The sequence below is a fragment of the Rubneribacter badeniensis genome (genome assembly GCF_002899695.1).
Lineage (GTDB): Bacteria > Actinomycetota > Coriobacteriia > Coriobacteriales > Eggerthellaceae > Rubneribacter > Rubneribacter badeniensis.
In genome coordinates, this window is the sequence record NZ_PPEL01000058.1 from 1 (window position 1) to 21,216 (window position 21,216).

Here is a 21,216-nt window from a genome sequence, read left to right on the forward strand (position 1 = left end):
CCGTGAGCACCCGCTCGCTCGCCGCGGCTGAAGAGAAGCCGCCTCCCTGCTGCCGCCCCCCGCGCGCGCAAAAGGCCCGTTCGCCCAAGCAGCACGCCCGCCCCTTCTTCAAGCGGCGCAGCCGATGGACTGTCGCGCTCCCGTGCCTTCTCGCGGCGGCGATGCTGGCTGCGGGCGCAGCGGCGCTCTTGCTCTCGCCATCGCCTTCGGCGCTGGCCGCCACCTACGCGCAAGCGCGAGCCACCCAGGACGTGGCCACCTTGCAGACGACCGCTTCCCAACCGTACCGCTCCATCGCCCTCGACGTCCCCGCCTTGCAGCAAAACCCCGAGCTTCCCACCGGCTGCGAGTCGATCGCGCTGACCAACGCGCTGCTTGCACTCGGATTCGACCTGGAAAAGACCGAGATCGCCGACAATTGGCTTCCCACGAGCGACGACGATTTCGTGACGGCGTTCATGGACGACCCGCATGCGCCCGATGGCCACAGCTGCATGGCCCCGGCCATCGTCGAGACGGCCAACGCCTACCTTGCGGCCCAGGGATCGGCATTGATAGCCGCAGACCTCACCGGTGCCCCGTTCGACAGGCTCCTCGAAGAGGTGGCGACCGGACGCCCTGTCATCGTCTGGTGCACGATTGGGCTCGCCGATCCGGGCAATCCCTATCAGGTCGAGCGCACAGACGGCCGGACGTACCGGCTGCATGCGAACAGCCATTGCGTCGTGCTCAGCGGATACGACTTGGATGACGGAACGGTGCTCGTCAGCGACTCGCTCGTCGGCCAGACGAGTTGCGACATGCGACTGCTTGCCAAGCGCTACTACGAGTTAGGTGCCCAGGCGGTGGTCATCTCGTGAGGCTGCGCGCACGGCCTTCCGCGGGCTACGCCTCTCCTCGCGGCGCTCACGGCGCCGCGCGCCCGCAGCCCCGCCGCGCATGGGGTGCCCTGTGCGGCGGGGCTGCGGGCGACACCGCGCCTCGTGCGCGAGCCCCACGCGAACCCATCCGCGCGCAACCCCGCCTCGCACCCCCGCGTTTCCCTACCCCTCCGTGCGCGCGGCGCGCAGACGAGCGATCTCGCCGGCGTAGCCCGACAGGTCGTCCTGCGGCGTTTCCAGATAGAACGGCAGGTCGCGCAACCGAGGATGGCTCGTCACCGCCGCCAGCGCGTCGAAGCCGATGCAGCCCTCCCCCAGCCGCGCGTGGCGGTCCTTGCGCGCGCCGCAGGGGTTCATGCTGTCGTTGAGGTGGATGGCGCGCAGCCGGTCCAGCCCGATCACGCGGTCGAACTCCGCCAGTACGCCGTTAAGGTCGCCCGCAATGTCGTAGCCCGCGTCCCATACGTGGCACGTGTCCAAGCACACGCCCACCCGCTCGGCGGCATCCAACCGCTCGATGATGGCGGCCAGCTCCTCGAAGCGCCCGCCGATCTCCGAGCCCTTCCCCGCCATCGTCTCCAGAAGCAGCGTGGTGGTCTGATCGGGGCGCAGCACCTCGTTCAGCGCGGCGGCCACCTTCTCGATACCCGCCTCCACGCCCTGCCCCACGTGGGAGCCGGGATGCATGTTGTACAACTGGTGCGGCGTCTCCTCCATGCGCGCAAGGTCCTCCACCAGCACCTGCAGGGCGAATTCGCAGGTGCGCGCTTTGTCGGACGCGGGATTCAGCGTGTAGGGCGCATGCGCGAGGATGCGCGAGATGCCGTGCTCGGCCGCGAACGCGTGAAACGCCGCCACGTCGGCCGGGTCGATGGCCTTCGCGCGCCCGCCGCGCGGGTTGCGCGTGAAGAACTGGAACGTGTTCGCGCCGATGGAGGCCGCATCTTTCGCCATGCGCAGATAGCCCTTCGCGCTTGAGAGATGGCATCCGATGGTGAGCATTTGCATTCTGCCCCGCTTTCCTTCCCGTCGCACCATTCCGCAAGCATCCGTCCGATGCAGTGCGCACATGCCGAAAGAGCTCAAACGAGCATACCCTGCTCGATCTCGTCCCTGCGGCTCCTAAGATACTGATCCATGTAGGGAATGGCAAACGCGACAAACCCACGACCAGCCGATTCGACGAGGCCGGCTTTCATAAGACGCGCGCGATACGAACTCACCCCTGCAAGATCGCTCCCCATCCGCGCCGCCACCGCAGAGGTGCTGCTCGGCTTCTCCTCGTCGAGGGACATCGCAAGCATATACCGCAGCTCCATGGGCGCCACGCGCTGCAGCGCCGGCTCTATGACCATGGCGTCAAAGCGGCTCCGGGCCTTCTCGATGCCCGCTTCGACATCGCACGGCAAAACAGCCCCCGCCCGGCGACCGCATCGCCTGAAGGCCGCTTGCCACGTTTGATAGCCAATCAACTGAACCATGAACGGATACCCTGCCGACGCGGTTGCCAGCCGATTCACCAAACGCCCGTCTATCTCCATTCTCCCTATCCTGCGCATGGTGTCTTCGATGGAGGAGGCCACGTCGCCTATGGGCACCATTGAAAGCTCAACGGGAACCGCCCTCCGCAAAAACGTGAGGGTGTCCCCGTTGACGATCTCGCTCACCATGGAGGGAAGCCCCGCGAACGCGAACGCCACATCCCGGTCTTCAGCGATAACGTGCTGAACGGCAATCGCGAGCGCCTTCGTCTCGTCGAACGACGCATCCTGCACTTCATCGAGCGTGATGAGCAGCCCCCGGTTCTTTTCGGTGGCGCGCATCATCGCCTCGCGCAAGTTGAGGGAAGATCGCTCGAACCGCACGCTCCCCAAGCTGGCCCCGAGCGCCGTCGGTTGCAATGTCGCGTCAACGGGCGCATGCGACCTCGAAAGCGCCTCCAAAATGCGAGACGAGAAGCCAGGGCTTGCAGTCTCGCTCACCACCGTCCACTTCTGCTCCATGTTAAGGGCGATGCGCTTGAACTCGCCGAGCATGACGGTCTTTCCCGTGCCGCGAACGCCCGACACGCGGATCAACCGCTCCGGCGCGCCGGGCCCGTTCAAAAGACCTTCGTAGAACTCATCCACAACCTCGTCCCGGCCGATCAGCTCAGGGGGCATCTTCCCAGCCGTAGGCTTGAAGGGGTTTTGCAGCACTTGTCCGTCCGGCATCCTGCCCTCCCCGTCTCTATCGATGAACACCATGCGCCAATCATCAACCCTGTAAGGTCGAGCGCTTTATAGCAAACTATAGCAAACTATAGCAATTTATAGCAAATTATAGCAACGCGCCGCCCAACCATCTGCCAACGCAAGGAGGAATGGAAGAGGGAGCGAGCAAGAAGCGGCGCGAGGACGACCGCGAAACCGACGGCAGACAAAAGACGACGCATTAGAGAGGGTTCAGCAGCCGACGGGCAGGCACCGACCGCTGCCCATCGAATCGCGGCTGCGGGTAGAACGCGCTTCTGCTACCGTGAACCCATCGAGCCCGAACCGTCGAAAGCGAGCCCCATGATACGCGAAGCTGTGCCGTCCGACCTCGAAGCCGTCGCGTCCCTCGCCGCGCGCCTGTGGCCCGCGCACGCCCCCGAGGATCTGAAGCCCGAGATCGCCGAACTGATCGCCGCCCGCGACGCGGCCATCTTCCTGTTGCTCGCCGATGACGGATCGCCGACCGGGTTCGCCCAATGCCAGCTGCGCCGCGACTACGTGGAGGGCACGGGTACAAGCCCCGTCGGATACCTCGAGGGCATCTACGTCGACGAGGCGCAGCGCCGACGCGGATGCGGGCGCGCGCTGCTGGCCGCATGCGAGAGGTGGGCGGCGGGATGCGGCTGCACCGAGTTCGCAAGCGACTGCGAACTTGACAACGACAAAAGCCTGGCCTTCCACCTGAGCGCCGGCTTCTCCGAGGCGAACCGCATCATCTGCTTCGCCAAGCGGCTCGCGCGCCCCTAGCCCAGCACCCCCAGCGCCACGGCGGCGACCACCAGAAGCGCGCACGCCAGCAAGGCGGCGGCGTCGCGCGGCGTGAGCGGATACTCCTTGTAGCCGCTGGCCGAGGTGCGCAGGTTGAAGCCGCGCACCTCGGCGGCGATGGCGGCGCTGTTCGTCTTGCGCACCGATGACACCAGAAGCGGCACGCACAACGGCACCATGAGCCGCGCCTTCTTCACCACGCCGCCCGTGTCGAACTGCACGCCGCGCGCCGTCTGGGCCTCCATGATGCCCTTCATGTCGTTCATGAACACAGGGATGAAGCGCACGGTGGACGTGAATGCGAAAGCGTAGCGGTACGGCACATGCAGCACCTTCACCGCGGCGTTCGTGAGATCGTTCAGCTTCGTCACGTAGAACACGAGGAACAGCGGGATGGCTGCCGCCACGAGGCGCACGACGGTGGTGAGCGCCGCCAACAGGCTGCCCGTGCCGATAAAGCCCCACGGCAACGGCACGAGCTGCGCGCCCGCAGGCGTGGTGAGCAGCTGCACCACCGCCAAGATCAGCGAGAACGCCAGCACGGCCCGCGCCAGCCCGAACGTTTGGCGCACCATGCCGCACGATGCCGCCAGCGCAAACCCCGCCGCCAGCAGCACCGCCAAGAACACGAAGCTGCCCGAGCAGAAGCACGCGACGGCGAACAGGGCCGCCGCGCCCAGCTTGGCGACCGGGTTCAGGCGATGCAGCAGGCTGTCGCCGGGAACATATTCGAGAAACGCGCTCATGAAAGCCTCCCTTTTTCCGCTCACGCGACGTGCGCGGGTCGCCCGTCACACGAACCTGCGACCGCGGTCCTGACCGCACCCTCGACCTCGCCCGCCTCCGCGACACCGGCCACGCCCCCGGGCGCATTCGCAATCCCGTCCGAAACCGCACCTTCAACCCCGTCCGCGACCGAGGCCCCGACTTCACCTGCGGCCATGGCCCCGTCCGCATCCTCGCCCGCGGTCGCAATCTCGCCCACGACCGCCACCGCGGCGCCAGCCCCGCCCGCGTCTCCGGCCACATCCCCGGCCACACCCCCAGCCGCACCCGCGTCCGAACTCCCAACAACCGCCGCGACGGCCGCCGCCATCTCGTCCACCGTGTTCGCCCGCGCCACGGCCGTCCCCGCCAGCCGGGGGCTTTCCGCCGCCAGCGTAAGCGAGATGTCCACGATCTGCGGCGGCACGAGCGAGGCGCGCTCAAGCACGGCGCGGTCGCGCAGCACCTCGAACACGGGGCCGTCGGCCGCCACCTTCCCGTCGCTCATCACGATGCAGCGCTTCGCGTAGTCGGCCACCACCTCCATGTCGTGGCACACCATGACGACGGTGGCGCCGCGCTTATGGATGCCGCGGACGATGCCCATCACCTTCTCGCACTCGCGGAAATCCAGCCCCGTGGTGGGCTCGTCCAGCACCAGCACGGGCGGTTCCAGCACCGCCACGGAGGCCAGCGCCAGAAGCTGGCGCGCGCCGCGGTTCAGAAGAAACGGGTCGTCGTCGGGCGCGAAGCCGAACTCCCCGATGATCGCGTCCACGCGCGCCTCGGCGTTCGCGTCCGCGATCCCGAGCGCCTTGAAGCCGAACAGCAGCTCCTCGCGCACGGTGGGGCAGCAGATCTGCCGGTCGGGGTTCTGGAAGAGGAAGCCCACGCGCCGCGCCAGCTCGCTCGTCTTGAGTGCGGTCGTGGGCGCGCCGTCGATGACAACCTCCCCCGCATCGGGCTTCAACAGGCCGTTCATCAGGCGCATCGCCGTGGACTTGCCCGCGCCGTTCGTTCCCACGAACGCGACGAACTCCCCGTCGCCGATGGTGAAGCTCACGCCCTTCAGGATGGGCAGCGAACGCTCGTAGGAGGCACGCACGTCCCTGAACTCGATCATGCCGCTGCCTCCTTCACCACATCGCACGCCTCGCGCACCGTGCGCGCCGTGCGCCCGCCGCACACGCCCGCCGCGCGCAGTCGGTTCACGAGCGCGGTGGCGCGCGGGCAGCTCACGCCGATGCGCGCCAGCTCCCCGTCGTGCGCCAGCACCGCCGCCGGAGCGTCAGCGAAGCGGATACGCCCCTCCTCCATGATGACGAGCGTGTCGGCGTAGCGCGCCAGCAGCGCGATCTTCTGCTCCACCACCACGACGGCGGTGCCGTGCTGCCGGGCGTAGCGCGCCAGCAGGTCGAACACGTTCTGCGAGCTGGCGGGATCCAGCTCGGCGGTGGGCTCGTCCAGCACGAGCGCCTGAGGCCGCAGCGCCAAGACCGACGCGATGGCCACCTTCTGCTTCTGCCCGCCCGACAGCGACGCGATGGCGCGCTCCCGCAGGTCCGCTATGCCCATGTCGGCCAGCGCCCGGGTCAGGCGGCTTTCGATCTCGCCGCGCGGCACGGCGAAGTTCTCCAGCCCGTAGAGCACCTCGTCTTCCACCACCGACGTCACGAACTGGCTCTCCACGTCCTGGCACACGCTGCCCACCACGCGCGACACGTCGGTGAGCGCCGCTTCGCACGTGTCCATCCCGTCCACCTCCACGCTGCCGTAGAAGTCGCCCGGATAGCAGTGCGGCACGATGCCGTTCAGCGCGTAGGTGAGCGTCGACTTGCCCGACCCGGCCGCCCCGGTGACGCCCACGAACTCCCCGCGCCCGATGGAGAGGTTCGCCCCGCTCACCGCCGGGACCGCCCCCTCCCGGTAGCGGAACGAGAAATCGGTGATCCGTATCATGAAAGCTCCTCTCGAAAACTGCTGGCAACATCAGCAAGAGCGCCGTCTTTCGGTGGGGCGCTGGCACCGGCACCCCGTCCGCACCCTCGGCAGGACCCGCGTGCCGTATGGTGCCGGCGAGGGGTGTCTGCAACCTCAGCGGGATCTGCGTGCCGCACGACGTCGGCACTCCGTCTGCGTCCGCGCCCCCGGCAGAACCCGCAGCCGACACCTCGCCCTCGCTTGCACCCTCGGTGGAATCTGCGTGCCGCACGACGTCGGCGAGGGCGCCCGTCGCTCGGCGAAACGGCACGGCTCCGCTAGCGCTTCAGCACCTTCTTTAGCGGCATCGCCAGCACCTGCACCAGAACGGCGTTGAAGGTGGCGGTGCCCAGCACGATGGCGGCGTAGGCGGCAAGCGCCACCATGAGGTCGCCGCCGGTGGACATCACGTTGATGTACACGGACAGAAACGCGAACACGCCTCCGGAGACGAGCGTGGAGACGAACGTGTTCACGAGCGGGTTGAGGTCGAGCTTGCCGCCGATGCGCATCGGCACCTTGATGAGCAGGCCGCACGCCAGCGCGCCTAGAAGCTCGGAGGGGATGTTCAGAAGCGGCGTGGCGTTGAGCATCGGCACTTGGCACACGAGCCCGGCCAGAAGCCCGATGACAAGCGACTGCGCCACCGTAGGCCGCACGATGATGATGGCGAGGCAGTACATCGCGATGATGAAGTTAGGCTTCATGCCCATCGACGACAGGAGCGACCCCACAGTGAGCTTCAGCACCGCGCCGGCCGCCAGCAGAACGGCCACGAGGATGATGTCGCGGGTGGAAAGCCCCTCGCGCCGCGCGGGGGCGGCCACCGTGCGGGGAGCGGTTTGGCGCGGGACACCAACCGTGCGAGGCGCGACCGTCGTGCGAGAGGCACCTACCGCACGGGGCACGCCCGCCGTGCTCGTCGCGTTCGCCACGTTCGCCGTACACGAAACGCCCGCTGCATTCGCCGCCTCCACCGCAGCCTTGACCTCGATCTTCTCTGCCATGATCCTCATTCCTTTCTTGGCGGGTTCCCCGCCGGTCGTCGTCCGTCCCCGGACTTTCCCTTTCTGCCGGCACGAACTCGGGATGAGGATCGGAGATGCGCGGGTCCAACAAAGCTGGCGGGGCTTCCTTAGCACCCACCGCGCGACGATGGCGGAGGCGTCGCGCACTTCGGTGCGCGAGCCTCCGGCATCGCCGCGAGATCGGGTGCCACGGAAAGCCGCAGCGTCGGCGGGCGGGCTGTTCTACCGAACGGCTCACCCGGCTTGTTTGCCGGCCCCGGAGGGCCGGCAAACAAAAAAGCCTGTCCTTTACGATAAAGGACAGGCTTTTGACCTGCGGTGCCACCTTTATTGGCCCTGCGTGCGCAGAACCCTCTCACGAACATGCCAACACATGCTCTGCCTCTAACGCGGGCTCACGGTCCAGATACTCGGTCGGCCTCTGCCGCGCTTCCGCGCCGCTTCGGCGTCCCTTTCCCCTTTCCCTCGGCGAACCATTTACCGCCCAGCTTCCTACGGGAATCCCAGCTGCGCCCGCTCTCTGTGAGTGCTCATGACGGCTTGACTTTCGCCTCATCGGTTTCAAGGTATGAAGTTGTGACGCGTACTTTAGCATAAAGGAGCGGAAGGTTGTCAAGAAAAATTTTCACACGCCGCAAGAGCCTTTGGGGTCGGAATCGGAATCGGGCTTCGAAGCATCTCCCTCTTGGCGAAGTAGGTGGATATCGCTTTCGATGCGAACGACATCGTAGCCCGAAGCGCCTACCATATCGGCGATCACATTCGCATGCGCAACTGCCTGTAGCGCCTCTCCCCTGGTGATGTCGGGACACTCGGCATACCGTGCGACGACGGCATGCATGGAGAGACTATGCGCGGCCTGCACGGCCTCCGAACTGGCCTTTACCCACCCCTTCTCGGACGCCGCGGCGAGGAGATCGTCCACCGCGTGCGTCTTCGGCGGCACGACGGCGTTTTGGACGAAGACCTCCTTCATCACCTTCTCGGCCATCTGCTGGGAGTGGAACGCGATCGACTCGCTGTGCGTCTCCGCATCGGGCAGAAGCGCCTCCACCGTGAGCTTGTCCTTATACGCCGCGTACAGAAAGCCCCGGTACTGCTCACCCATAGATCTTCACCCCCTCTTCGGCCACGCGAGCCTCAACCTTCCAGAAGTCCCCGCTGCGCTCCTCGAACAGGGGGCGGGGCGCTGCGATCACGTCCCGCGACAGCGGCATCCACATCAGCGACGCGCGCACGTCGGCTCCATAGGCAATCGGCCGCTTCTCGTCATCGTTCGTGACCACGTAGATATCCACGTCGCTTTCCGGCGTCTCCTCGCCGCGGGCGTAGGAGCCGAAGACGTAGATGGAATCAGTCGGGACGGCGTTGGTGACGCTTTCCACGATACGGTTCAGAAGATCGTTCGGCAGATTGATTTTCGAGAAGTTCGCAGTAGCGGCCACAGCTTGCCTCCAATCCCGTTGCCCGGCGCCGAAACATCCACCGCCCTATTATAGCGCGCTCGAGCACCCGCATTCGCAGCGCCGCGCGCTTCGATGCGGACCACATAAGCACGTCTTCGGCTACAAGCCCTCAATCAGCTCGCCCATGCCCCTTTCCGTAAAGCCCCTCGCACGTCGCACCCGCATCCGCTGGAGCAACGCGCGGTCGACTGCGTCCCGTGCCCACGCATCGGTACGGCATCGCCCCACCCCACGCCACGTACGGCCCCCTCGCCACATGCGCCCGTCCCCCGTGACCCTGCGCCCGCACGCCGCCGCCCTACGCTCGCGCGGCCTGCTCTCGCGCCTCCCCCGCTTCCTCCTGCGTGACGGCCAGCGGGCGCTCCTTCAAGAACAACAGCAGCACGAACCCGGCGACGAACAAAGGAGCGATGACGAGGAACACCGGGGTGAGCGCGTCGTGGTACGCCTGTTGAATCGCCTGCTGCAGCGCGGGCTCCATAGCATGGACGACAGACGGGGTGAGCGCGTTCGCGTCCAGCCCCGCCGCCGTGTCGCCCAACCCTGCGGCCGCTTCGCCGAGCCGCGCGCTCAGGTTCGCCGTGAACAGCGAACCCACCAAGCTCGCGCCCACCGTGGCCCCTATCTCGCGGAAGAAGTTGTTCGACGCCGTGGCCGTGCCCACCACCGACACGGGAAACTCGTTCTGCACCATCAGCACGAGCATCTGTTGCCCCAGCCCGATGCCGAAGCCCAACGCGAACAGCAGCACGCCCATCTCCACAAGCGACGTATCCACTGCGATGCCCGACAGCAGCGCGAACACCGCCGCGGCCACCGCGCAGCTGGCAAGCGGCATCCACTTCACCCGCCCCGTGCGGCTCGCGATGAATCCCGCCGCCGTGGACGTCAGCATCATGCCCGCCATCATGGGGATGGTCATGTAGCCCGCCGCCGTGGCCCCCAGCCCGCTCACGATCTGGAAGTACGTGGGCAGATACGAGATGGCCCCCATCATGCCCACCATGATGAGCAGCCCCGCCGCCGTGCAGATGAGGTACGTGCGGTTCTTGAAGAACGAAAGCGGGATGAGCGGGTCGGCCGCGCGACGCTCCGCCAGCACGAACGCCACCGCAGCCGCGACGCCCGCCACGGCAAGCCCCACGATAACCGGGGAATCCCACGCGTACGTGCCGCCGCCCCACGATATCACGAGGATGAGGCACGTGGCGGCGACCACCATCGCGGCCGCGCCCGCAAGGTCGAGCGAGCGCACGGGGTGCTTCCCATGGTCGCGATGCGGCAGGAACACCGCAGCGGCCGCCAGCGCCGCCAACCCCAGCGGCACGTTGATCCAGAAGCACCAGCGCCACGTGAGCCCTTCGGTGAACCAGCCGCCCAGAAGCGGCCCCAGCACCGCGCTCACGCCGAACGCCGCGCCCATGATGCCCAGATACTTGCCACGTTCGCGCGGCGGGAAGATGTCGGCCACGATCGCCTGCGACAGGATCATCTGCCCGCCGCCGCCCAAGCCTTGGATGGCGCGCCCGGCAATAAGGCCCCACATGGAGCCGGCCAGCCCGCACACCACCGACCCTGTCACGAAGAACACAAGGCACGCGCAGAACAGGTGCTTGCGTCCGAACAGGTCGCCCAGCTTGCCGTAGAGGGGCATCGTCACCGTGCTGCACAGAAGGTAGGCCGTGGTCACCCACAGCATGTGATCCACCCCGCCCAGCTCGCCCACGATGGTGGGCAGCGCGGTGGACACGATGGTCTGGTCGAGCGACCCCACGAACATGGAGGTCATCAGCCCCGCGAACACGAAGATAATGCTGCGTCTGTCCAGGTGGTGAGCGGTTTTTGCCGCGGCCATGAAAGCTCCTTTCCCTCGCGGCGCCTGCGGGCGCCCCTTCTTCGCCGTTCGTCTGATAATTGACGATCATCGATTAAAGGGGTAGTCTAGGGAGGCGTAGAGGGGCGCGCAACCGACAGATTCCGCGAATCCGTCTGATATGCGACGCATCCGCGCGAACCGTCGAGAAAAGGATGGAGGAATGGCGAAGAACGACCTGCGCTGGCAGCGCACCGAGCGCAACCTGATGGCGGCGTTCAAGGAGGAGCTGGCCGCCCGCCCGCTCGACAAGATATCGGTGACGGCGCTGGCGAAGGCGGCCGACATCAACAAGGCCACGTTCTACCTGCACTACCGCGACGTGTACGACCTCGCCGCGGCCTACGCGCGGCAGACGGCAGAGGACATCGTGGACGGCATGGATTACCTGGAGGCGTTCTTCGCCGACCCCGCCCGCTTCGTTCGGTGCTTCATGGACGACTTCGACCTGCTGCGCAGCCGGACGGACGCGCTCGCCCCCAACGACCTCATGCCCATCTTCCTCGACCGCCTCACCGCCCGCATGGACGAACGGCTGCGCGCCGCGTTCCCGCCCGAGGACGACGCGCAGGGCGAGATCCTGCTCACGTTCGTGATCGGCGGTTTCTTCGCCACGATGGCCCGCTACATCGACAGCGACAAAGAGAGGGCGGCCGAAGCGGCCGCCCATCTCCTCATCGCCCTGAAGGAGTACTCCGTCAGGCGTTTCGACGCAGACGAGCCGCAAGCAACGGCGACGTGCTAGCCGCCCGCCGCGCGAACGATCCCGCCGCGCTACCCCCGCGACCGCGCCAGCATCTCGCGCGCGTGGGCAAGCGAGGCCTCGGTGGCGTCGCCGGAGAGCATGCGGGCGATCTCGGCGGGGCGCTCCTTCTCGGCCAGGCGGCGCAGGTCCGTCTCGGGCATGCCGCCCTCGCCCTCGGCCTTGCGCACCACGTAGTGCGCCTCGCCGCGCACGGCCACCTGCGCGAGGTGCGTCACGACGATCACCTGGTGCGTGCGCGCGAGGTCGGCCAGCACGTCGGCCAGGGCGACGGCGGTCGAGCCGCCCACGCCGGCGTCCACCTCGTCGAACACGAGCGTGTCCACCTCGTCAACCTCGCCGAGCACCACCTTCACCGCCAGCATGACGCGGCTGACCTCGCCGCCCGACGCGATGCGCGAAAGCGGGCGCGCCCGCATCCCGGCTCCGGGGCGAAACAGGAACTCCACCGTCTGCGGCCCCGCCTTCGTCCATTGGCCGCGCTCGAGCGGCGCAAGGTCGCACACGAGCTGCGCGCCGCCCATTTCCAGGCGGCCCATCTGCGCGCACACGGCTTCGGCGAAGCGCGGCGCGGCCTCGGCGCGCGCTTCAGCCAACACGGACGCCGCCTGCGCAAGCGCCTCCTCGGCCTGATCGAGCTTTTGCCGCGCCGCGCGCTCGCGCTCGGCGGCGTCGTCCACGAGCGACACGAGCTCGGCCGCCTCCGCACGGCGTTCGAGCACGTCGGCCATGCGCGGGCCGTACGCGCGCACAAGCCCCTGCAGCGAAGCCATGCGCTCCTGCTGCCGGGCAAGCGCCTCCGGGTCGAACTCCACGCCCTCGCGATAGTCACGCGTCTCGCGCGCCATGTCCTCCAGCACGTAGCCCGCCTCGCGCAGCGATTCGGCGAACTCGCCGAGCTTCGCATCGTAGCGCGCCGCGCCGTCGAGCGCCGAGATGGCGCTGCCGAGCGCGTCGAGCGCACCCTGCTCGCCCGCAAGCGCCTCGTGCGCGGCGTTCGCCGCGACCGCGAGCGCTTCGGCGTGCTCCACGCGCGCCAGCTCGGCTGCCAGCTCGTCGTACTCGCCCTCGCGCGGATCCACCGCGTCGATGCGCTGCAGCACGAAGCGCGCCTCGTCGAGCTTGGCCGAGGATGCCTCGCCCGCCTCGCGCACCCGCGCCAGCTCGGCCGCGGCCGCGCTCGCCGTTGCGAACGCGTCCTCGTAGACGGCGCGCACCCGCGCCACCGCCTCGCCCGCCCACGCGTCGAGCATGCGCACGTGCCGGGACGCCTCCATAAGCTGCTGGTGCTCGTGCTGGCCGCACAGATCGATGGTGGGCGCCACGGTGCGCACAAGCTCTCCAACGCTGGCCATGCGACCATCGAGGGACACGCGCGAGCGCCCATCGGCCGTCACGCGGCGAACGGCCACGACCTCCCGGAGGTCGCCAAGGCCGCTCTCAGCCGAAGGGGGATCGGTTTCGGGGTCTTCGGCGCAGGCGACGCCGTAGAACCTTCCCGCCACCGACAGCGCCTCCTCGCCGTCGCGGACGGCCCCCTTGTCGGCGCGCTCGCCCATGAGCAGCTTCAACGCCGAGAGCAGCGCGGTCTTGCCCGCGCCCGTCTCGCCCGTGAGCACCGTGAGGCCGCGCGCCGGCTCGAGCGCGGCCTCACGGATCAGGGCGAGGTTCTCAACTTGGATCTCGTCGATCATCGCGCACCTCTTCATGCTAGCCCAAACTTGAACTGTTCAGTATAGCATCGCGCGCAATGATCGGCAGCGTCCGCTTCGCGCCGAACTCGCGTTGGATTAGCGTCGGAAAGACATCGGGGCCCCCACGGCGTCGACGTTCGAACGGCGCTGAATCCGCACAAGAACGAGACGGCGTTTCATGACGTCGCGCCATCCGGACGTAGATCGCCTCGTTATACCGGCGAGCAGGAACCGCACAACAGCATGACCCTCTCTCCCATTATTCTAGATGAATGGAAAACGGCACTTAATGTGCCGCTTTGCGCTGAGTCCATACGCGCAAAGCGCACTCGATCGCATGACGCGCGCTCACTGGAAGTCGCCACTGTGGCCCGAGCGAAGACATCACCGTTTCGGAGCTCGTTGCGCTGGCGATCCCGCTCTTGAAGTTTGGTTCTCTCATCATCGAGCCGCACCCGGTGATAAGAGACGCGCTCCCCATCCATAGGGAAAGGAGCACGATCACTAAACCCAAACCACCGAGGCGTCTCTTAGAGCCGTGAGGGACAAGCGCTCCTTGCGGTTCGTCTAGCATGTATCCACCGTCGGCCGCTTCGCAAGGCTGTCACAGCAACCACGCCACGAGAACGACTCAGCGATCTTCAGGAAGAAGCACCCTCTGCGTAGTCCGTGCACCGCATCAGGCCGCACAGAACCGGCCGCAGGCGAAGAGAAACCTGCGGCCGGCAGAGGGGAGGGTGAGGAGCGGCAGACTAGAAGGCTTCGTCGATGAGCAAAGCCACGCCGCGGTAGAAGCCCGTGAGAGCGAACGTGCGCATGTCCGCAACATAGTTGTGAACCCACCGGCCGAGATGCTGCGCCATGAAGCACATGCGCACCTCGCGCCACTCATCGGCCTTAGCCTCGTCGCCTTGGCGAAGCGCCTCTGACTCGCGCTTCATAAGCACCGAACAAAAAGCCATCTCGACGCCGATCTGATCCACCGTATCGTGAACGCCCTCGGCAAGCGCAAATCCGGCATCGGCGTAGAAGCGGTTGAGGCTGCCAATGGACTCGTTGGCCGCGGTCGCACTGTACAGCGACTCGTAGGCCGAACGCATACCCTCGTTGTTGGCGCCACGCATGAGACGCGCTCGGTCGCGACCCAACTCCAAGAGCAATTCTTCGCGATCGGCATCACGACGCTCCTCGATGTAGGCGGCAATCTCGTTACTGCCGGCACTGTCGCTCTCGCCCCACTCCAGGGTGAGCAAACTCTCAAGCAGCGCCTCGTCTGGCAGCGTTAGAAACAGCGAGCTGAGAAGATCGACCAGCACGATTCTCTGTTCAAGCTCGATCCCGCGATTCGCATCCATTGAAAAACAACCTCCTGTCTGCGGCACTTGCCCGCCTTCCCCGCCAAACACGGGAGAAATCCCGTCTACTCACTGTCCTTCGGCTTGCTGAGCAGCCCTGTGAGCACCATGAAGCCAAGCGCGCCGAGGGCGATAACGCCAAACAGAATGAGGTACTCGGGCGGCGTAGGCGCGTAGAACGCACCGAAACCGGTCGGCGAGAAAGTACACTGCGCCATTTGGTAGTCCGGCACCATGGGAGACGGCTCGGCATAGGGGGAAATGAAAGCCGTGAACAGCAGCCAAATGCGCTTGCAGAGCACGCCGAGGACAATGAGCACGCTAGAGACGGCCACAAGCACCTTGTTCCCACGATTCCCAGAGAAAACGAGGATAAGGAACGGGATGGCAAGACCGCCAATCACCTCGAACCAGAAGAACGGGGCAGTCGCGCCGGTTGTCAGCACCGTGAAGGCCGCCGCCTCGTGCCCACCGGGATACGCCATGGTCAAAAGCTCGCATCCGATGAGATAGGCATCGATGGCGACGAATACGGCAAGTAGACCCGCCAGGCTTTTCATGAGCGCGTCGCTGAAGGAGAACATGCCGCGCGCTTTGAGCGCGATCAGGACGAGCAGCAAAAGAGCCATGCCTGAGTCGAGCGCACTCACCACGAAGATGGGAGCCATGATGGCCGAATACCACATGTGGCCGATCTGCAGACTGAATATCCAAGCAGTGACAGAGTGGACGAGAACGGCCACGGGCAACGCAACGCGGGAGAGGACGGCCACTTTGCGCTCGTCGCCCTTGACGATCCAGACGATGTCAAGGATGTTGATAACGAGGTACAACGCGATCACCGTCATGTCCCACACAAGGGGCGACACGAGGTTGGGCGTGATAATCATCTGGAAGATGCGCTCGATGCTGCCGAGGTCAACGAGGATATAGCCGGCCGCTAAGCAGATGCACACCGTCGAAGTGATGACTGCGGGCAGCGCCACTTTCTTGAAGCTTTCGATGTTGAACACGTGCGCCGAACTCGCGACGATGAGGCCGCCGGCCGACAGCCCCACGAAGAACATGAACATGGTGATGTTGATGCCCCAGTAGGTCGCGTTAGACATATCCGTCACATGGTGCCCGTTCATTAGCTGATAGACCCAAGCGCCGATGCCGACGAGAGTGATGACCGCCAGCACAGCATAGAGCCAGAGAGGGTACCTCCGCAGCCCGGAGGCCGTCTTAGCAATGGTTTTCATATGTTGCTCCTTAATCGACCAGGCCGGCGTAGTAGACACTCGGCTTCGTGCCCAGCTCAGGCTTGAGCGGCCTGGCGCCCATCTCTTCGATCTTTTTGCACAGCTCGCTCGTGGGATCGTCCAGGTCGCCGAACCAGCGCGACTTGGTGATGCAGGTCTGAACGCACGCGGGTTCCTTGCCCTCCTCCGTGCGACCGTGGCACATCACGCACTTCTCCACGACGCCGACAGGATGCTCGGCAGCGCGCATCTGCTCGTAGGGAGTCTGCTCGAATCCCTCGTAGTAGGGGTGCTCAGCGGAGTCGAACCAGTTGAAGGAGCGGGCATCGTAAGGGCAGGCGCCCATGCACATGCGGCAGCCGATGCACTTGCCGTAGTCCACCTGCACGTTGCCGTTTTCATCGTAATGGCTGGCACCTGTGGGGCAAACGCGCACGCAAGGGGCGTTCGAGCAATGCTGACAACTCATGGGCAGCACCGTCTGAACCGCGTTGGGGTACGTGCCACGCTCGCCCGAGAGGACCTTGCACCAATAGGTGCCGTGGGGCGTGGCGTTCTGATACTTGCATGCCATGGTGCAGGCATTGCATCCGGCGCAGGTGCCGACGTCAATGAGCATTCCGTAGTGAGTCATGTCTCTCCCCCTAAGCCCTGGAAACCTTCACGCGAACGGTGTCGATGACGCCGCCGTGAATCGGGTCGATGTAGCCGAAGTCGCCGCTCATGAGGTCGTTCATGTTGGTATCCTCAAGCAGCTCCTTGCCCATCCAAGATGTCTTGCGACCGCGTGCGCCGCAGATGGCGACGGTGTCGGGGCGAATGGTCTCGGTCAGATGCGCCTTGCCCTTCGTCGAACCGAACGGGGATTCGACCAACATCTGATCGCCTTCCTTCAGACCCTTCTCCGCAGCCGTAGCCGCGTTGATCAAAACGGCGTTGCTGTCGGGCTGGTAGCGCTCGGAGTAATCGCGGCGAATAGGGTCCTGATCCATGTTCGCGAGACGAAACATGTAGAACGGGGTACGGTAGTTGCAGGCGAACAAATCGAACTCCTCGGGCTGGTTGTCGATCTGGCGGTGCTCAGGCCAGTACGGCAGCGGGGTGTATCGACGGCGCAACTCGGCGATGGGGTACTTGATGCGCTCCTCCAAGTCGAAACCGGAATCCTGCACCTCCTGCATCTTCGGGATGAGGAAGTCGCCGGAACGCTTCTGCGCCTCGAGGTACACGGTAAAGCGCACGTCCTGGTTGCGATAGGACGGGTACACGTCGGCGCCGTAGAAACCGTGATAGGGCATCATCTTGACCTCGTCGAGATGATCGAGGCCCTTGTCTTCGCCAAAGGCCGACTTGAGGCAGGTGTCGAACATCTCCTCGGCCGTGTACTTGCGCCCCATCTCCAGCTTGATATCGGGATTCTCGAACTGCACTGCCGCCGGGGGAACCTGGCCGAAGCCGGTGAGCGCCGCGTAGCCGATGCAGCCGTTCTCGTTGGCGGTGGTATTCCACAAGTCGATGAGGCCCATACGGTCGAATATCTCGATGAGCTGATCGTTGCCGTCCATGGTGTTGTAGAGCGGCTTCATGCCCTTGCGCACCACGACGCCGCGGTTGGAGGCCGGAAAATTGGGGTCGGAGTTGGTGGCAGACCCCTCGTTGCCAGGGAACAGATGGCAGGTGTGCGTCTCGAGCGAGGCATGCTCGGGCAGCAGCAGATCGGACAACATTGCCATCTCGTCCATGTGGTAACACCCTTGGTAGATGACGTAGTCGACGCTCTTCATAGCCTGCTCGGCCACTTCAGGATCGGCAGTCACCGTGATGGGGTTGGAACCGCAGGACACCACCACGGAGGGCTTGTAATCAAAGCCGTAGTACTCGGGATCGCACATGGTGCGCATCATGAGCGTATTGGTGGAATGGCGATGCGGAAACACGTCGGCGTAGTCGAGGCCCTGCGGCGGCCAGTTGAAGCTCGTGCAGGTTTTGGCCTCGAAGTACGGCTCGGTGGTGCCGTCGACATCGTTGACCAGGTAGTTGCAGTACATGTTGGAGATGATGCCGCCCGGATAGCCGATGTTGCCAAGCAGCATGTTGAGCACGCGGCTGTAGATGTCGCAGAGCGTTCCGTCCTCCTGGTTGGTGACGCCGCGACCGATGATGACGGCGGCGGGGCGCAGCGGCAATGTCTGTCCATCAATCTCGACCGTGGCGCCGAACTGGGCGTGCTCGACAAGGCCGTTGGCGATCTCTCGGATCTTGGCTGCCGGAACGGTGCTGTACGCCTCGGCCCACTCAGGTGTGAAGTTCTTGAGGGATTCTTTGAACGCCTGGAATGCAGGCTGACAAGCCTCGCCGCTTACTTCATAATTACCGAACAGAGCCGGATCTCCCAGAGTTGCATCGTCCCAAGTCTTGGCGGAGTTGGACGTCGCATCCCAGATCATCGGCTTGCCGCCCTCTCCCCGGACGTAGTCGCCGTTCGCGTCGATGAGATACGGGGAGTTGGTGCGGTTCTTGACGAAGAGCTCGTCGAAGCCGTTCTCTATCTCGTAGAGCATACAGTGCATCCACGCGTACACAAGCGATAGGTCGCTGCCAAGGCGCGCAGACACCCACTCGCCGCGCGTGGCCTCCATCGAGGCACGGGGGCCAACGGTGATGTACTTGGCACCGCGGCGCAGGTTCTCGACAAAGGTTCGCGCATCGCCGCCGGCAAGTCCAGAGTCGTAGCCCACCGACTTTCCGAGGATGACCAGGTAGTCGTTGTACTTACCGTCATAGTTCACTGTGGGGAAGGCCGAGAGCGTATAGCAGCCACCGTAGTGGATGGCGCACATCTGGCCCTTCGTGGAGCTGGAGTTCGGCGTGCCAAGAGCGTGGGCCCACAGGCCGATGCCGAGGGTCGCATGCCCGCTCTCATACGGCGCGAAGCTGTACATCTGGACGAGCTTGCGGATGTCGGTGTCATAGCACTCGCGAATCTTCTCGGCCGCGATGTCGAGCGCCTCGTCCCAGCTGATCTCCACCCAGCCTGGGTCGATCTCCATGCCCTTCTCCGGATTGGTGCGCTTCATGGGCGCCTTGATGCGGTTGGGGTTGTACACGTTCATGATGGCGCTCTTGCCGCGCGGGCAAAGGGTGCCGGCGTTGTTCGCGCGATCGGGGTCGCCCTCGATGTTGACGACCACGCCATCCTTCATGGTCGCGACGAAGCTGCAGGAGCCGCAGAGCATGCACATGCGGCAGTGACCGTACACCTCACCCTGGGTGCCGGCGTCGGCGGCGTTGCCGACGGTTTCTGCGAAGGCCTCGACAGGCTTGCAAGCCAAAGAGCCGCTGAAAGCCGCGGCAGCGGCAACAGCGCCAGCGCCCTTGACGAACGCGCGCCTCGAAACCTTCGTGGTGTTGAACGACATTTCTACCTCCTTCGATATACCAGAAACAACATGCGCGATTAGACGAAATCGCGCCCACGCCCGATCTCCCCCGTCTCCTTCCTCGCTATACGATCAGGCGATGGAAACAAGCAGACTGTCGCCGAGGAGAAACCTCAGCTTTCCCCTAAATTCGGGTTCGTAAGGGTAGTCGTAGTTGTACATCCCCTTGTCGAGTTCTTGGAAGAAAATAGCCACGATAATCTGCGCAGCGATATCGACATCGAGGCCAGCGTCGAGTTCGCCGCGTTTCTGAGCCTCCGCAAGAATCGACGAGTAGATGCCGACCAGCCTCCTTCGCGTCTCAATTTCGAAGTCGAGATGATTCTTGCTCGAGTATATCTCGGATGAGTACGCGAGACGGACATCGCTCGCTTGGAATTGCAGACCTTCGGCGTCGGATTTGATCGATGTGAAAAAAATGCCCTTCGTACCCGCTATGTCCTCGAGAAGAACGGCCAGCACGGCATCGAATACAGGCATGTCCGAAGGAAGCTTCTGGGCGAACTGCTCGAGACGCTCGACGGAATCCCTGCCGATGTAGACGAGAAAGTCGCCCTTAGAGGGAAAATAGCGATACAGGGTACCGGTGGAGACGTCAGCCGCCTTGGCAATATCGGAGAGCGTGACCGCTTGGTAGCCGTTCTCGGTGAACAGCTTCGTCGCCGCCTCGTAGATGCGCTTCCTCGTTTTCGAGCTGCACGCATAACGCTTCTTCGGCAATTTGCTTCGCCTCCTCTAGCATCAACCGGCGACTACCGCCTCGCATTCAACGGCGAGGCAAGTGCGAACTCTATATTAAGTTCTAACTTAATTTTAAGTGCGAACTCAATATAGAGCACGAGACCTTCTTTGTCTAGGGTTTATCGGATATAAATTCCCCCGCCTGATGAGGCTCGCACACGGCCGAAGCGTCGCGCCGCCCGTCGCCGCTACAGCGCGAAGCGCTCGCGCGACGGCCGCGCCTTCCCGCCGCCTTGGCCGCGATGCCATTCCATGAGGTAGGCCACGCAATCGGTGCGGTTGCACGCGCGCAAAAGCTCGATCTGCCCATCGAAGGTGCGCTCGTCGATGAAGCCCGCCTCCACAAGCGCCCGCACCATCCCCGCATCGCCCTCGCGCGCAACGCGCTCCTGCGCCGCGCGCTCCTGATCGCGCAGCCGCGCCACGAGCGCCGCGCGCACCTCGCCGTCCAAGCGATACGGCGCGGAAAGGCGGTGCAGCAGCGCGCCCAGGCGGTCCGGCAGGCTCTTGCCCGAGAGCAGCAGCGCGTCGTAGCGCGCGAAGTCGAAGGGGACGCCGTCGGCGGGATCGTCCAGAAAGCACGTCAGCAGCTGGTCGGCCGACACGTGGACGATCGTCCCCGTGCGCGCGAGCCGGCACACGGCGTACTCGAAGCAGCCCTCGCCGACAGAGCGCACGCTGGCCGGCACGCACACGGGCCCTTCGAGGATGCGCGAGCAGAAGCAGTGCGCGTCGACGACCTCGAGACCCTCGGGCAGCACCAGGTGCTTCGTCCCGCGGCACGCGTTGTCGCGTTCGACGGTGCGCAAGGTGTCCGGCACCACCAGCGACGCAGGGGCCCACGGCAGCGCGCGCACGCCGATGCGCGCAAGCGGGCGGCCCTCCACCGAGTGCGGCAGCGCAAGCGCCTCGTCCCCCGCGCCACCCGTCGCCTGGGCGGCGTGCGCGGCCGCCTTCCCGGGC

At 65.3% G+C, this 21,216-nt stretch carries 19 protein-coding genes; 3 read left to right on the forward strand and 16 right to left on the reverse strand.

Features of this window, described 5'->3' with window-relative positions; translation table 11 throughout:
* The coding region (locus tag C2L80_RS09265; protein WP_338049467.1) for a C39 family peptidase at positions 1 to 860 on the forward strand (860 nt) is incomplete at its 5' end.
* A gap of 183 nt (positions 861 to 1,043) precedes the next feature.
* Here C2L80_RS09265 and C2L80_RS09270 read toward each other — a convergent pair.
* Together C2L80_RS09270 and C2L80_RS09275 are read right to left on the reverse strand one after the other, a co-directional pair.
* A complete protein-coding gene (locus C2L80_RS09270; RefSeq protein WP_087195794.1) occupies positions 1,044 to 1,883 on the reverse strand; it encodes a deoxyribonuclease IV in 840 nt (279 codons plus the stop codon).
* An 80-nt stretch (positions 1,884 to 1,963) separates the two neighbouring features.
* Complete coding sequence (locus C2L80_RS09275; protein ID WP_204600572.1) at positions 1,964 to 3,127, reverse strand: ATP-binding protein; 1,164 nt, start codon at positions 3,125 to 3,127, stop codon at positions 1,964 to 1,966.
* Positions 3,128 to 3,436: 309 nt separating this feature from the next.
* Between C2L80_RS09275 and aac(6') the strand changes: the two genes are divergently transcribed.
* A complete protein-coding gene (aac(6'), locus tag C2L80_RS09280; RefSeq protein ID WP_087195764.1) occupies positions 3,437 to 3,883 on the forward strand; it encodes an aminoglycoside 6'-N-acetyltransferase in 447 nt (148 codons plus the stop codon).
* Here aac(6') and C2L80_RS09285 read toward each other — a convergent pair.
* From C2L80_RS09285 to C2L80_RS09315, 7 genes are all read right to left on the reverse strand, one after another.
* Entirely contained in the window at positions 3,880 to 4,650 is a 771-nt protein-coding gene (locus tag C2L80_RS09285; protein WP_103263079.1) for an energy-coupling factor transporter transmembrane component T family protein, read from the reverse strand. The two genes, aac(6') and C2L80_RS09285, sit on opposite strands and share 4 nt — an antisense overlap.
* 20 nt (positions 4,651 to 4,670) lie before the next feature.
* Positions 4,671 to 5,792 (reverse strand): energy-coupling factor ABC transporter ATP-binding protein, encoded by a 1,122-nt coding sequence (locus tag C2L80_RS09290; RefSeq protein WP_092196781.1) that lies wholly within the window; start codon positions 5,790 to 5,792, stop codon positions 4,671 to 4,673.
* Positions 5,789 to 6,628 (reverse strand): energy-coupling factor ABC transporter ATP-binding protein, encoded by an 840-nt coding sequence (locus C2L80_RS09295; RefSeq protein ID WP_103263080.1) that lies wholly within the window; start codon positions 6,626 to 6,628, stop codon positions 5,789 to 5,791. Before C2L80_RS09295 ends, C2L80_RS09290 begins: the two co-directional genes overlap by 4 nt.
* Before the next feature lie 299 nt (positions 6,629 to 6,927).
* Positions 6,928 to 7,656, reverse strand: a complete 729-nt coding sequence (locus tag C2L80_RS09300; protein WP_239938863.1) for a hypothetical protein — start codon at positions 7,654 to 7,656, stop codon at positions 6,928 to 6,930.
* A gap of 646 nt (positions 7,657 to 8,302) precedes the next feature.
* Positions 8,303 to 8,785 carry a HEPN domain-containing protein gene (locus C2L80_RS09305; protein WP_092196774.1) on the reverse strand — a complete coding sequence of 161 codons (483 nt, stop codon included), beginning with the start codon at positions 8,783 to 8,785 and terminating at the stop codon, positions 8,303 to 8,305.
* A complete protein-coding gene (locus C2L80_RS09310) occupies positions 8,778 to 9,122 on the reverse strand; it encodes a nucleotidyltransferase domain-containing protein (protein WP_087195769.1) in 345 nt (114 codons plus the stop codon). The genes C2L80_RS09305 and C2L80_RS09310 overlap by 8 nt, the downstream gene beginning before the upstream one ends.
* 319 nt (positions 9,123 to 9,441) lie before the next feature.
* Positions 9,442 to 10,998, reverse strand: coding sequence for an MDR family MFS transporter (locus C2L80_RS09315; RefSeq protein WP_092196522.1), 1,557 nt, complete (start codon positions 10,996 to 10,998; stop codon positions 9,442 to 9,444).
* A 181-nt stretch (positions 10,999 to 11,179) separates the two neighbouring features.
* Here C2L80_RS09315 and C2L80_RS09320 point away from each other — a divergent pair, with 181 nt between their 5' ends.
* Positions 11,180 to 11,761 (forward strand): TetR/AcrR family transcriptional regulator, encoded by a 582-nt coding sequence (locus C2L80_RS09320; RefSeq protein WP_092196519.1) that lies wholly within the window; start codon positions 11,180 to 11,182, stop codon positions 11,759 to 11,761.
* Between the two features lie 29 nt (positions 11,762 to 11,790).
* On the opposite strand, the gene recN is transcribed toward C2L80_RS09320, so the two are convergent.
* From recN to C2L80_RS09355, 7 genes are all read right to left on the reverse strand, one after another.
* A complete protein-coding gene (gene recN / locus C2L80_RS09325; RefSeq protein ID WP_087195772.1) occupies positions 11,791 to 13,473 on the reverse strand; it encodes a DNA repair protein RecN in 1,683 nt (560 codons plus the stop codon).
* 752 nt (positions 13,474 to 14,225) lie between these two features.
* Complete coding sequence (locus C2L80_RS09330; protein WP_129589933.1) at positions 14,226 to 14,855, reverse strand: TorD/DmsD family molecular chaperone; 630 nt, start codon at positions 14,853 to 14,855, stop codon at positions 14,226 to 14,228.
* Between the two features lie 38 nt (positions 14,856 to 14,893).
* Positions 14,894 to 16,072, reverse strand: a complete 1,179-nt coding sequence (gene nrfD, locus C2L80_RS09335) for an NrfD/PsrC family molybdoenzyme membrane anchor subunit (protein ID WP_103263081.1) — start codon at positions 16,070 to 16,072, stop codon at positions 14,894 to 14,896.
* A 10-nt stretch (positions 16,073 to 16,082) separates the two neighbouring features.
* Positions 16,083 to 16,706 carry a 4Fe-4S dicluster domain-containing protein gene (locus tag C2L80_RS09340; RefSeq protein ID WP_103263082.1) on the reverse strand — a complete coding sequence of 208 codons (624 nt, stop codon included), beginning with the start codon at positions 16,704 to 16,706 and terminating at the stop codon, positions 16,083 to 16,085.
* A gap of 10 nt (positions 16,707 to 16,716) precedes the next feature.
* Positions 16,717 to 19,491: a molybdopterin-dependent oxidoreductase gene (locus tag C2L80_RS09345; RefSeq protein WP_087195776.1), complete on the reverse strand. Its 2,775-nt coding sequence runs from the start codon at positions 19,489 to 19,491 to the stop codon at positions 16,717 to 16,719.
* Positions 19,492 to 19,584: 93 nt separating this feature from the next.
* Positions 19,585 to 20,232, reverse strand: a complete 648-nt coding sequence (locus C2L80_RS09350) for a TetR/AcrR family transcriptional regulator (RefSeq protein WP_103263083.1) — start codon at positions 20,230 to 20,232, stop codon at positions 19,585 to 19,587.
* 209 nt (positions 20,233 to 20,441) lie between these two features.
* A partial coding sequence (locus C2L80_RS09355) for a leucine-rich repeat domain-containing protein (RefSeq protein ID WP_239938865.1) occupies positions 20,442 to 21,216 on the reverse strand: 775 nt, incomplete at its 5' end.